Here is a 13256-nt window from a genome sequence, read left to right as displayed (position 1 = left end):
TAACCACCCGTTTTAGCACCAAGGAAGGTCAGCCCACGGGCTGGCCTTTTGCCGTTTAATTTTCAAAGTTTTTAGGGTTGAAATAATGATCAATTATGCAAAAAAAGGGGTTGTGGTTGCAGCTACTGTACTAACCCTTAGTGGGTGTGGTGAAAGTAGCTCAAGTAGCACAGGCAGTGATTTTCAAAGTAGTGATAGCGGGCAAACTACGACGCCTGCGGTTACTGAGTTTGATGAAGCACAACTCGTTGCTAACTTAGTCGATAATGTAATAACACCGACGTTTGTTTTATTTAATCAACAAGCACAAACACAAACACAGGCCGTTGCAAATTACTGCCAAGCTGAAATACAAAGCGTACAAGAAAGCTCAGAAGAGGCCATTGCGCTGCGTGCTCAAGCACAACAAGCCTGGCTAGATACCATGGCGGGTTGGCAACAAGCCGAAATGATGCAAATGGGGCCGCTTCTTGATAACGCAGGGCAGTTACGTAACCAAATATATTCATGGCCTACCTTTAGCCGCTGTGGGATAGACCAAGACGTGGTGTATAACCAAGACGGTGTTATTAACCAAGATCAAAATCGCCCGTATGCCATTAGCGAAAGAACAGCAACACGCCGTGGCTTATTTGCAATTGGGCATGTGTTGTTTAACGAGCAATTAGCGCATCATTGTAGTGTGGCAAATGATGCCCTTGCAGATTGGAATAACCGTACAGATTTAGCGCGTCGTCAGGCTCGTTGCGAGTTTGCTGTGGTGGCAAGTGAAGATGTTTTAAGTTCGTCAGCGCAGTTATTACAAGCTTGGCAAGGGGATAATGGTTTTGCTAACGAATTAAAAAATACCGGCCAAAGTGGCTCTCGTTTTAGCACAACTCACGAAGCACTTAATCATATTAGCGATGCACTGTTTTATATCGACACAATAGTAAAAGATAAAAAATTAGCAGAGCCGATTGGTATTTTTTCAAATTCGTGTGGCGCATCGGCGTGCCCTGAAGATGTAGAAAGCCTAGATGCGAAAAGCTCTTTAGATAATATTCGTAATAACTTAGCGGCGTTTGAAGCGTTAATTATGGGTAATTTAGACGCTGAGCAAGCAGGCACTGGCTTTGATGACTTTTTAGATGCAGAGCAAGCACAGGCTACTAAAACACGTTTAGTTGAAGGAATAGCAGCTCTTAAAGCCACTTTAAATAGCATAGATAGCTCGCTGGCCGATTTGCTAATTGATAACGAGCAACAGGTACGTGATGTACATGGGCAAGTGAAAGTGCTGACCGATGAGCTAAAAAATGACTTTATTAATGAGCTAGCACTAGAGCTACCCACCACCTCTGCAGGCGACAACGACTAAGGGCGACAATGAAATACAATAAACTTACAATTGCATTGCTTATGGCCGTAAGTTGCCAAGCAGTGGCAGAGCAAAAAAACGAATTAGAACATATTCAAATTATTAGCCATAACGATAAATTGCGCACCGAAGCAGGCTCGGCAACTTTAATTGGCGAAGCGCAACTTGAACAATTTGAGTTTGATGATATTCATCGTATTTTATCGCAGGTGCCTGGGGTAAACATACGCGAAGAAGATGGCTTTGGGCTAAGGCCTAACATTGGTTTTAGGGGCGTAACCCCTGAGCGTAGTAAAAAAATAACCATTTTAGAAGACGGTGTTTTAATTGGCCCTGCGCCGTATTCGGCACCGGCGGCTTATTATTTTCCGCTTACTACACGCATGACCGCAGTTGAAGTGTTTAAAGGCCCAGCAGCCATACATTATGGCCCGCAAACGGTGGCGGGTACGCTTAATTTAGTGTCGCGCCAAGTGCCTGATGACGCCAGCGGTATGCTTGATATTTCAGCAGGCTCTGATGGCTATAAAAAAGCGCACGCGTATTATGGTAATCGCGAAGGACAGTTTGGCTTTTTAGTTGAAGGCGTTCACCTAGAAAGTGACGGTTTTAAAGAGCTTGATGGCGGGCAAGATACAGGTTTTGAAAAAGACGATTTATTAGTTAAATTAGATTACACACTTAATAGCGAGCAGTTTAAGCAACGCTTTGAGTTAAAGCTGGCCTATTCAGATGAGCTTTCTAACGAAACCTACCTTGGGTTAACCGAAGAAGATTACCAGCAAACACCGTATCGCCGTTATGCCGCCAGCGGCCCTGCAAATATGGACACTAAGCATACGCAAGTGATGTTTACCCACCAGCTTAGCAGCGACAATTTTGCCCTTACAACCCGCGCCTATCGCAACGATTTTGAACGTGCGTGGCTTAAACTCAACGCGGTTACTAACAGCAGTGGTAGTTTGTCGGATATTTTGGCAGACCCAACACGCTTTGAGCGTGAATACAGCGTTATTAGTGGCCAAGCCGATTCGGTTCAAAGTGGTGAAAGCAATGTATTTTTAACCATGGGAACTAACGACAGAGCCTTTTTCTCGCAGGGCATACAGTTTGATGGTGATTGGCAAGTAGCTGCGTTTGGGCTAGAGCACTCACTCTCATTTGGGGTGCGTTTTCATCAAGATGAAATAGAGCGCGATCATTTTGAAGACACCTACGCCATGGTTAACGCGGTTAACACCCGTACAGACACCGCGAGTGTATTTACCACACAAAATACCGAATCTACCGATGCGTGGTCGTTATATATTGAAGACAAAGTAACCTTAGATAAGCTAACACTTGGTTTAGGCGTGCGTGGCGAGTTAATGGATATGTCGTATCAAAATGACGGCCCTGGACAAGCAAACGATTGGCAAGATAAATCGAGCCGTATCTGGTTACCTGGTTTAAGTGGCTTTTACCAATTATCGGCCAATGCAGGGTTACTTTTTGGTGTACACCAAGGGTTTGTGCCCTCAAGCCCATCTAGCCCTGTACGTGAAGGAGATGAAGAGTTTGAAAAAAGCGTAAACTATGAATTTGGTGGCCGTTACAACAACGGTAACAGCCAAGTGGAAGTCGTGAGCTTTTTTAATGATTATTCAAACTTAGTAGAAAGCTGTGGCCAGTCAAACTGTGGAATCGAAAACGAAATTGACCGCGAGTTTAGTGGTGGGGAAGTGGATGTATGGGGCGTTGAGTCTCAATTTGCACACACTTACGCATTAAATAAGCACATTGATGTGCCGGTACGCTTAACTTATACCTACACGCAAAGTGAGTTTAAAGAAGAGCTATTTAGCGAATTTACGCAGTGGGGACATATTCGCCCGGGCGATCATTTACCGTACTTGCCTAACCATCAAGCTGCGCTGAGCTTAGGCCTTGCACATAACGATTGGTCGGTTGATGTATTAATAAAATACACCTCAGAAATGCCAGAGGCCGCTGGCGTAGCTTATACCGCTGGCGAGCTTGGTAACACCACAGGGAATGATTTTTCATTACCGTTGGCAGGTGTCGAGGTACCCGCTACAACCGTTGTAGATATTGCTGCGCGCTACGAGCTTGATCAATATGGGCATATTTACGCTAAGGTAGATAATCTGTTTGACCAAGATAACATTGTTAGTCGTCGCCCATATGGCGCGCGCCCGGGTAAACCGCGTAGCGTAGCCGTGGGCTACAAATATCAATTTTAAGAGGTAAGTTATGCTCGAGACTATATGGCAAACGCTTCTTCAAACGCCAAATTATTTGTTTGATGCCAATAAACGTATTTTTATTGGCTATAGCATTGCGGCGTTAGTGATTGCAATGTTGCTGTATTTCTCGGGCCGTGCGCAGCAAAAAAAGCGCACGTGGCGTGGGCTGGGGCGCTATTTATTTAGTAAGCGTATTTGGCTGAGTAAAAGTGCCAAGCTCGACTACCAATTATTAATTATAAACCGCTTACTTAAAGCCGCGCTGTGGGTGCCTATAGTGTTAACTATGGTGCCTGTTGCTATTGGCGTAAGTGATGCCCTGCAATGGCTTTTTGGTGAGCGCGCAGTATGGCAGCTGCCAAGTACTGTGGTGTTAGTTATTTTTACCGTTTTATTGTTTATATTTGATGATTTAACACGGTTTTTATTACATTTAGCACTGCATAAAGTGCCGTTTTTGTGGCATTTTCATAAGGTACATCATAGTGCGTTAGTGCTCACCCCAATGACCATTTATCGCAGCCACCCGTTTGAAAGCTATTTATATGCCTGTCGAATGGCGTTAGCCCAAGGTTTTGTGGTGGGCGTTTGTGTGTATTGCTTTGGCCGAAATTTATCAATGTTAGATATTTTGGGGGCTAATGTATTTGTATTTGCCTTTAATGCTTTAGGCGCTAATTTACGCCACTCACATGTGTGGTGGAGCTTTGGTAAAAAAATAGAAAATTGGTTAATTAGCCCAGCTCAGCACCAAATTCATCACAGCGATAACCCAAAACATTTTGACCGTAACCTAGGCTCAGCGTTAGCCATTTGGGATAGAGCCTGTGGCACGCTGATAAAAGCGCATCAAGTAGGTAAAATTACCGTGGGGGTTGGCAATAACGACCGGGGGCACAACAGTGTAATGGATGCGTATTGGCGGCCAATTTACGAGAACCTACAAACGCCTTGGCAGCGTGTGGCTAAAGCCGCTAATAAGGTGAATGTTTTTAATAAAAAAAAGTCCATTATTGAGGTTAATATTAACGACAAAACAGTTAAATAGCGCTCGGTTACAAAAAATAAAAGGTTAAATTGTAAATTTTGTGTTTCAATAATCGTATCAAACTCGGTACATACACGCGTACCTTCTTTAATTTACGATGACGATTTAACATGCATTACAAATCAGTTTTATTAGCAAGTTGTGCTTTATTGCTAAGCGCCTGTGGTGGCTCAGGCGGCGATGACACGCCCACCGTCAATTCAAATAAAATTCCTACCTTGTCGGTTGCCGACATACCCAGCGAATTAACTAAAGGCCAAACCATTGAGCTAATTGCAACAGCAAGCGATGAAGACGGCACAATAAGCAGTGTGGTTTGGCAACAAACTGCGGGCACCACGTTATTGAATGAACCATTAGATGCGTTAAGTACCCGCCTTACTATACCCGCTGCGCAAAGTTATGAGCCTATAACGTATTCATTTAGCGTAACAGCCACCGATAATGAAGGGGCAACAAACACTCAAACCGTTACATTTGTAGCCAAAAACAGCATGGACATACACAGCGCCGCTAGGTTATTACACCAAGCTAGCATGGGGCCAACGCTTGCTGAAATAAACAGTGCTCAAGGTTTAAGTGAGCAACAATGGCTTGATAACCAAATAGCACTGCCAGTTAGCTACCATCGAAACTACTTGGTAAAACTTGAAGATGACGAAGACTTTAAATATATAAGCCGAATAGATGCATGGTGGAAAGCGGTGCTACAAAGTGACGATCAACTACGCCAACGCGTTGCATTTGCACTGAGTGAAATATTGGTCGTATCGGATGAAAATAGCGATTTGCGAGCACAACCAGAGGGCATGATCACTTACTACGATTTATTGCTCAAACATGCGTTTGGCAATTTTAGAGAGTTACTCGAAGAGGTAACGCTTTCGCCAATTATGGGCACGTACCTAAGCCATTTAGGGAACGAAAAAGCTGATGAAGCACTTAATATTCGCCCAGATGAAAATTACGCCCGTGAGGTTATGCAATTATTTACCATTGGCCTAGATGAGTTAAACCTTGATGGCACCGCTAAGCTAGATGCAAACGGTAATAGCATAGCAACTTACGGACAGGCTCAAATACAGGGGTTTGCGCGTGTATTTACAGGCTGGACACTTGCCGGCAGCGAAACCTTTAAACGCAAAAGCCGCGATTATATAAACCCTATGCAAGCTTACAGCGAATACCATTCTGATAAAGAAAAAGTACTATTAAATAATGAGGTTATACCGCCTGGTTATGGCCCAGAGGAGTCGCTAAAAATAGCCCTCGATAATTTATTTAATCACGACAACGTAGCACCGTTTATTTCTAAGCAGCTTATTCAGCGGTTAATTACCTCAAACCCTACTGCGCAATATGTAGAGCGCGTTGCCCGTGTATTTAACGATAATGGAAGTGGTGTGCGAGGCGATTTAGCCGCAGTTGTTAAAGCTATTTATTTAGATGACGAAGCACGCCATTTTGGCAGTGTACTTAGCTATCAAGGTAAAATTAAAGAACCACTTTTAAAAACTGTGCAGTTTTGGCGAAACCTTAATGCGAAGTCGCAGCAAGGTTATTATAAAACGTGGAACTTAGTAGATAGCTATGGGCAAGGCCCCATGCAGTCGGGCTCTGTATTTAACTTTTTTAGACCCGATTACCAAAGTGCGGCGTTACGCACGCAAGGTTTGGTAGCACCTGAATTACAAATAGCCAACGATGCGACTTTAATAGGCACAATGAATGCCTTATTTGCAAGTTTGGTTTGGAGTACAGCCGAAGCGCATACCGAGTTAAACCCTGCAGGAATTTATGTTTATGTTCAAAGCGATATGGATTACTTGGCGCAAAATGGCATTAGCGCACTGATAGAGCAATACAATACTCTGTATTTTGCCGGCAATATGAGCGCTGACACTACACAAGCTTTGCTTGATTTAGATGCCTATTTTGACGAGGATCAGTACCGCGTGAGGGTTTCGTACTTGTTATACATGATTGCTATTTCACCTGAATTTAACGTGCAGTATTAGGAGCGCATAATGAGCTTAAATAGAAGAGACTTTTTGTCATTATGTTTAAAAGGCGGGGTATCGGCAGCTGCTTTAACTAGCTTGCAGCTACAAGCGTTAACGGGGGCAACTAATGCAATTGAACTCGGTGATTATAAAGCCCTAGTGTGTGTATTTTTATACGGCGGAAACGACTCACTGAATATGTTGCTACCCCTTGAGGGAGAGCAGCGTAGTTTATACGAGCAAAGCCGGCAAAACCTCGCAGTAGACAATCCGCTAGCGTTAAGTGTTTCTCAGCAGTTTGCAGGTGGCGTGGGTATTCATCCCTCACTTGCGCCTTTACAGAGCGTGTTTGAGTCGGATGATTTAGCCTTTGTTGGTGGCGTAGGCACTTTACTTACCCCCACCACATTAACAGATTACAAAAATAACGCGGTGCCTTTACCTAAGCATTTATTTTCGCATAACGATCAGCAAGCATCATGGATGTACGGCCGAGAAAAAGCCTCTTTAAACAGTGGGTGGGGCGCACGTATGCTAGAGCGATTAGCTGTAGAGGATCAGTTTGCGGCAAATATCTCTCTCGATGGCACTAATTTATGGCAAACAGGCACAAATACCAGTGCCTTTGCGCTTAACAAAAGTGGCATAAGCACAATTAACGCCTTTGGAGGTTATCAGCCCCGCACTGAGCACGTTACTAACATAATGAACCGCTTGCTAGGCAATGCAAGCCATGTACTAGGGCGTGAATATGCGAATGGCTTAAATAGCGCAATTACCAACACGCAAACGATGAACAGTGCGCTTGAACAAGCCCCAGCGCTTACTACCACCTTTAGCGATACTAGCTTGAGTGAGCAATTAGCCGCGGTGGCCAAAGCTATTAGTGTGCAGTCGTCGTTAAGTACACAGCGCCAAGTATTTTTTGTCTCTATGGGGGGATTTGACACCCACGATGATCAGCTTACTGCGCACCCTGCGTTATTAAATACGCTAGCTCAAGGGCTCAGCGAGTTTAACAGTGCCATGAAAGAGCTAAACATGAATGATAAAGTCACCACGTTTACTATGTCGGACTTTGGCCGCACGCTCACCTCAAACGGCGATGGCACCGACCATGGCTGGGCGGGTAATCAAATAGTAATGGGCGGCGCGGTAAAAGGACGTTCTATTTATGGCCAGTTACTTACTCAGCAATTAGAGGGCGAATACGATACCGGTGGCGGGCGGTTAATTCCGCAAGTGGCTAACGAGCAATACTTTGCAACGTTAGCGCAGTGGTTTGGCGTGCCTGTTTCGGAGCTGGTTGATATTTTTCCAAATTTAAGTAACTTTAACAGCGCGACCTTAGACTTTTTTGTGTAATGATACTGACACGCCAGCCTAGGTTCGTTAGTTTAAGGTTAAAGCGCCGCTGCTTGATAATAAAAATTCGTTATTTAGTTGTTTTAATTAGCTTATTTTAAGGTTTTTGAACAAAGCTTATTATTTAAAGCACTTAAGTATCACTATACAGGGGCGCGAGCTGTTAATTGTAATCTAAACCCAGTGCTTGGCAGTATAATGTACTGGTTTCAAATACTTAAAATTAAAGATCACACATGATAAAGGAATCATAATAATGAAAATTTTAGTGAGCTTAGTAAGTTTAATCGCTTTTTTACTCGTTTTACTGCCAGGGCCTTTATATAAGTATGGGGTTGTTGAACTAAGTACTGCGTTTGCAGGGTTTAGATTTGGTGTGTATGTGGGTGGCGCTGCATTAGTGCTGCTTGTTATACAGGTTATTTTTATGCGTAAAACGCTTAGCATGGGCAGCACTTTAATGGCGTTGGGGTTTGCAGCCATCGCGATTGCAATGCCACTGAGCATGATGAGCAAGGCTAAAAGCGTACCCGCGATCCATGATATTTCGACCGATTTAATAAACCCGCCAAAATTTGTGGCAATTGTACCGCTGCGAGCGGATGCTAAAAACCCAGCTGAATACGCAGGAGAAGAAACAGCCACGCAGCAACGCAAAGCTTACCCTGAGCTAAAAACACTAAATTATGCACAATCAAAAACAGACTTATTGGCTGCTACCGAGCAAGCGGTTAAAAATTTAGGGTTTGAGCTTGTTAATGTTAATGCGGCTACGGGCATTGTAGAAGCAACGGATACCACCACATGGTTTGGTTTTAAAGACGATGTAGTTGTGCGTATCAATGATGAAGGCAGCCAGCGCTTTGTAGATATACGCAGTAAGTCACGCGTGGGGCGAAGCGATTTAGGAAAAAATGCTGAACGTATACATTCACTCATTGATGAGATAAATACGTTACTGGATAAGTAACCAACATTTAAGTTAAAAAAGCCCAACCTTGTTGGGCTTTTTTGGTCAGGGTGCATTCACAGCGCCGGCGTTAGTGTAAACCACATCAAAGTGCATACCGGTTTTATTTTTAGAGCTAGCCCTCATGGGATTAGTTTTAAAATAAAGCACTTAAATAAGCGAAAAGGTAGACGACTTAAATTTTTACAGACTATGGAGTTGTTATGAAAACAGTAGGATATGCAGCAAAAAGCGAAGGTGCGCAACTAGGTGAATATACTTTTGAGCGCCGCGATTTACGCGATAACGATGTAGAAATTGAAATTTTATATTGTGGCGTATGCCACTCTGATTTACATGCAGTGCGCAATGACTGGGGCGGAAGCCGTTACCCATTAGTCCCTGGGCACGAAATTGTAGGTAAAGTAAAAGCCATTGGTAGCGCTGTTAAAAACTATGAAAAAGGTGACACGGTAGCGGTAGGCTGCATGGTTGATTCATGCCAAAGCTGCAAACAGTGTGATAACGGCGAAGAGCAATTTTGCCAAGAAGGCATGGTAGGCACATACGCAGGTAAAGACAGAGTAACCGGCGAGATGACCCAAGGTGGCTATTCTAAACATATTGTTGTTCGTGAAGAATTTGTACTATCAGTCCCTGAAAGTCTAGAGCTTTCGCGCGTTGCCCCTTTATTATGTGCAGGTATCACTACTTACTCTCCATTACATAAGTGGGGCGTTACAAAAGGCAGCCGTGTTGCCGTTGTAGGGCTTGGTGGCTTAGGTCACATGGCTGTTAAAAATGCCGTAGCCATGGGCGCGAGTGTAACAGTGGTTGGGCGAAGTGAGTCTAAAAAAGATGACGCAGTAAAACTTGGCGCGCAGCATTATTTAGTGTCGACTGACGAAGGTGCAATGAAAGCGTCGCAGTCGGCTTTTGATATTATTATTGACACCGTACCTGTTAAGCACGATTTGTCTATTTACACACCCTTATTAGACATAGATGGGACGCTAGTTATTGTTGGGCAAGTTGGCCCCGTAGAAGAGCTAAACACTGTGCCTCTTTTAATGGGTCGTCGGCGCATCGCAGGCTCACTGATTGGTGGGATAGAAGAAACCCAACAGATGCTAGATTTTTGTGGCAAAAATAACGTATTGCCAGAGTGCGAAATGATTAATATTGACCAAATAAACACCGCGTATGAGCGAATGGAAAAATCAGACGTACGCTATCGTTTTGTTATTGATATGGCGTCGTTAGAGGCCCAGTAAGGTGGGTGATTAAATCCCCTTGTTAAAGTAAAAGAGCGGCTAATTGTATTAGCCGCTCTTTTTATATGCTTAACACGTTTGTGCTGCGGGTTGTTGTTTATTAAGTTGCAAGTAGCTTAAAAACCACATTACTAAGCCGCCTAAAAACAACGCCGCTGCGACATAACCTGTTTGGTTAGGCGCTGCACCTTGTGCAATAACAGCCCCGCCAACCCAAGGGCCGATAGCATTTGCGGTGTTAAATGCGCATTGTACTAATGCACCAATCATTGCATGGCCCTCTGGGGCTACATCCATTAATAAAGATTGAATAAGCGTTGCCAAACCCACACTGCAACCAATAAAAAATATAACCGCATACAGCATCCAAATATTGTAACTTGCGCTAACGTAGGCAATTGCAAATACGATGGTGCACACCAGTGCAAGGCCTGTGGTTTTAATGGCAGATTTATCGGCCGCTTTGCCTAATATGTAATTACCTAACGTACAACCAATACCAAACATCACCATAGCGATAGAAATAGTGTAAGGGGCTGTTTTAGTTACATCTAAAATTGTATCGGCAATGTATGTATAAATACAAAACACGCCGCCAAAGCCAATAATAACAATACCTAAAATAGACCACACCAGTTTATTTTTAAGTACGCCAAACTCATTAAGTAAGTTAGATGGCTTAGCGTTATCAATATTTGGCACTACTTTGTATACAAATATAAACGCAATAAACGCTAAAACCGCAGCGCCACCTAAGCAATAACGCCAGCTTAGGTTTTGCCCCACCAAGGTAACAATAGGCACGCCAACGATGGTCGCAATGGTTAAGCCCATAAATACTTTTGACATAAAGCTCGCGCGTTTACCCGAAGGGGCAATATCGGAGGCAAGCAAAATAGCGGCACCAAAGTAAGCGCCGTGAGGTAAGCCACTTAAAAAGCGAAAAATAACGAGCTGCTCTAATGAGGTTGCTAATGCACTCAAACCATTAGAAATACACATTAGGCTTAAAAAAATCAGCAAAGCTTTGCGTTTTCGCATATTGGCCGTTGTAAGCATTAATACCGGCGCGCCTACCACAACACCAATAGCATAGGCGCTAATTGCATAGCCACTTTGCGAAGGGGTTGAGCCAAACGTTTCACTGATCAGCGGCAGCATAGGCATCATTGAAAATTCTGATAATCCTAAAATAAACGTACCTAGTGCTAACACTAATAAAATAGCAGCTTTATTTAACTGATTAGATGCCGACGCAACATCTGCACTCATAGAAGATCCTTTAACTTTGATTTTAAAAATAGTGAATAGCCACACATTAACTGCGTGGAGAGTAAACATATATTAGGTGTGGAGTGTGTCAGTGAGATGGCTATTTTAAGTTAAAAAGTGTACTGCGTCATGTATAAAAAATAGTATTTTTGGCTTGTTTTACTTTTGTTAACAGGCAAAAAGTGCTACTTATTAAATTAATTTATAAAAAGTTTTTACAAAGCAGCTCACTAGCAAGTGTTTAATTGCTAGCAGAAAAACTAAAAAACACCTATATTTACAAAATTGTTACATTTATTGCTAGCTTACATATTATTTTTATATTTGTTTGTTATTGTCATCCTATTATTATTCCCTAAAGGTTTAACACATGTTTGGTCTACGAAAAGATAACGCCAAAGTTGAAGAATTGGAACGTCAACTCAATGAAAGTAAATCAGTACTATCCGCTATTTATAACCATGTAGCGTATATTGAATTTACACCCGAGGGAAAAATTTTAGACGCTAATGATCTTTTTTTAGATACCGTAGGCTACAAAAGAGAAGAGGTAATAGGCAAGCACCACCGGATGTTTTGCGATTCAGACTACGCTAAGTCGAGTGAGTACAGCCAATTTTGGCAAGCGCTGCAAGGGGCAAACTCAACAAGCGGTACCTTTATGCGATTTAACGCTAATGGCGAAAAGCTATGGCTAGAGGCTACTTATTTTCCTGTTGAAGTAAACGGGGTGGTTACTAAGGTTATTAAAATAGCGTCGGATATTACAAAAAATTATGTACAGCGAAAATCTCAAGAAGCGCTCACCGAAGCGCTTGATAAGGCGCTGGCTACAATAGAATTTCACCCCGATGGCACCATAATTAAAGCAAATCAAAACTTTTTATCTACGGTGGGTTATTCACTTGCAGAAATTGTTGGCAAACATCACAAAATGTTTTGTACTGACTCTTTTTATCAAAATAACCCTCGGTTTTGGGAAGAGTTAAGCGATGGGCAGTTTAAGTCGGGTAAGTTTAAACGCATAACCTCTGATGGCTCGCAAATATGGCTAGAGGCAACTTACAACCCAATTTTAGATAATAAAGGCAAAGTGACAAAAATAGTGAAGTTTGCCTCTAATATTACCGATCGCATAAAAGACAACGAAGCCGTTAGTGAGGCCGCACAAATTGCGTATGAATCGGCGGTGTCGAGTGCGCAAACGGCTAAAAGGGGCTCAGATATATTACACGATGCAATTGCAAACTCAGATGCAATTGTAAGCCAAGTACTTAAATCGGTTGATTTAATTAAAAACCTGAATGAGCAGTCAGCAGTTATCGGCTCTATTGTGTCGACCATAAGCAGTATTGCCGATCAAACTAATTTATTGGCGTTAAATGCAGCCATTGAAGCCGCCCGAGCGGGCGAGTACGGGCGAGGCTTTGCCGTGGTGGCCGATGAAGTTAGGCAGCTTGCAGCAAGCACCAGCAGTTCAACCAACGAAATTGCAACCGTAGTTAAAAACAACCAAGAGCTGACTAACGATATTTCAAAGCAAATCACCTCCGTCTCTGATTCGTCAGAGCAAGGCCGAGAGTTAATAGCGAAAGTCTCAGAAGTAATTCAAGAAATAGAACGCGGCGCAGATGCTGTTTCTGCTACAGTGTCTAAGCTTAACGCGAGTTAAGTGGCAGTAAGTTCTCAAAGTGCGACATTTTGTCGCGCTCTAAACTTGTAACTACATTATATAATTT

At 43.0% G+C, this 13256-nt stretch carries 9 protein-coding genes and 1 pseudogene; 9 read left to right on the top strand and 1 reads right to left on the bottom strand.

Annotated features, from left to right (window positions below; genetic code table 11):
- Nucleotides 1–85: 85 nt before the first annotated feature.
- The 7 genes from SJY38_RS10160 (at nt 86) to SJY38_RS10130 (ending at nt 10245) form a co-directional block, all read left to right on the top strand.
- Nucleotides 86–1360: an imelysin family protein gene (locus tag SJY38_RS10160; protein WP_377109687.1), complete on the top strand. Its 1275-nt coding sequence runs from the start codon at nt 86–88 to the stop codon at nt 1358–1360.
- An 8-nt stretch (nt 1361–1368) separates the two neighbouring features.
- Nucleotides 1369–3603, top strand: coding sequence for a TonB-dependent receptor domain-containing protein (locus tag SJY38_RS10155; protein ID WP_273605680.1), 2235 nt, complete (start codon nt 1369–1371; stop codon nt 3601–3603).
- 10 nt (nt 3604–3613) lie between these two features.
- The gene (locus tag SJY38_RS10150; protein ID WP_377109686.1) at nt 3614–4654 is read left to right on the top strand and encodes a sterol desaturase family protein; all 1041 of its coding nucleotides are present in this window, start codon (nt 3614–3616) and stop codon (nt 4652–4654) included.
- A 110-nt stretch (nt 4655–4764) separates the two neighbouring features.
- Nucleotides 4765–6672, top strand: a complete 1908-nt coding sequence (locus SJY38_RS10145) for a DUF1800 family protein (protein ID WP_096739978.1) — start codon at nt 4765–4767, stop codon at nt 6670–6672.
- Nucleotides 6673–6681: 9 nt separating this feature from the next.
- On the top strand, nt 6682–8022 hold the full coding sequence (locus SJY38_RS10140; protein WP_126006262.1) for a DUF1501 domain-containing protein: 1341 nt from the start codon (nt 6682–6684) through the stop codon (nt 8020–8022).
- Nucleotides 8023–8278: 256 nt separating this feature from the next.
- Nucleotides 8279–8992, top strand: coding sequence for a DUF1499 domain-containing protein (locus SJY38_RS10135; RefSeq protein ID WP_377109685.1), 714 nt, complete (start codon nt 8279–8281; stop codon nt 8990–8992).
- Nucleotides 8993–9195: 203 nt separating this feature from the next.
- Nucleotides 9196–10245, top strand: coding sequence for an NAD(P)-dependent alcohol dehydrogenase (locus tag SJY38_RS10130; protein WP_273605684.1), 1050 nt, complete (start codon nt 9196–9198; stop codon nt 10243–10245).
- A gap of 69 nt (nt 10246–10314) precedes the next feature.
- On the opposite strand, the gene SJY38_RS10125 is transcribed toward SJY38_RS10130, so the two are convergent.
- On the bottom strand, nt 10315–11517 hold the full coding sequence (locus SJY38_RS10125) for an MFS transporter (RefSeq protein ID WP_004587418.1): 1203 nt from the start codon (nt 11515–11517) through the stop codon (nt 10315–10317).
- Between the two features lie 370 nt (nt 11518–11887).
- Here SJY38_RS10125 and SJY38_RS10120 point away from each other — a divergent pair.
- A pseudogene (locus tag SJY38_RS10120) lies at nt 11888–12658 on the top strand (PAS domain-containing protein); the annotation flags it as partial.
- Nucleotides 12659–12706: 48 nt separating this feature from the next.
- The gene (locus SJY38_RS10115) at nt 12707–13189 is read left to right on the top strand and encodes a methyl-accepting chemotaxis protein (protein WP_232510987.1); all 483 of its coding nucleotides are present in this window, start codon (nt 12707–12709) and stop codon (nt 13187–13189) included.
- Nucleotides 13190–13256: the final 67 nt, after the last annotated feature.

This window comes from Pseudoalteromonas sp. R86517 (assembly GCF_042466295.1).
GTDB classification, from domain to species: Bacteria; Pseudomonadota; Gammaproteobacteria; order Enterobacterales; family Alteromonadaceae; genus Pseudoalteromonas; species Pseudoalteromonas atlantica.
Note: the sequence above shows the minus strand (reverse complement) of the source record. Positions and strands in the feature narration are given on the sequence as shown.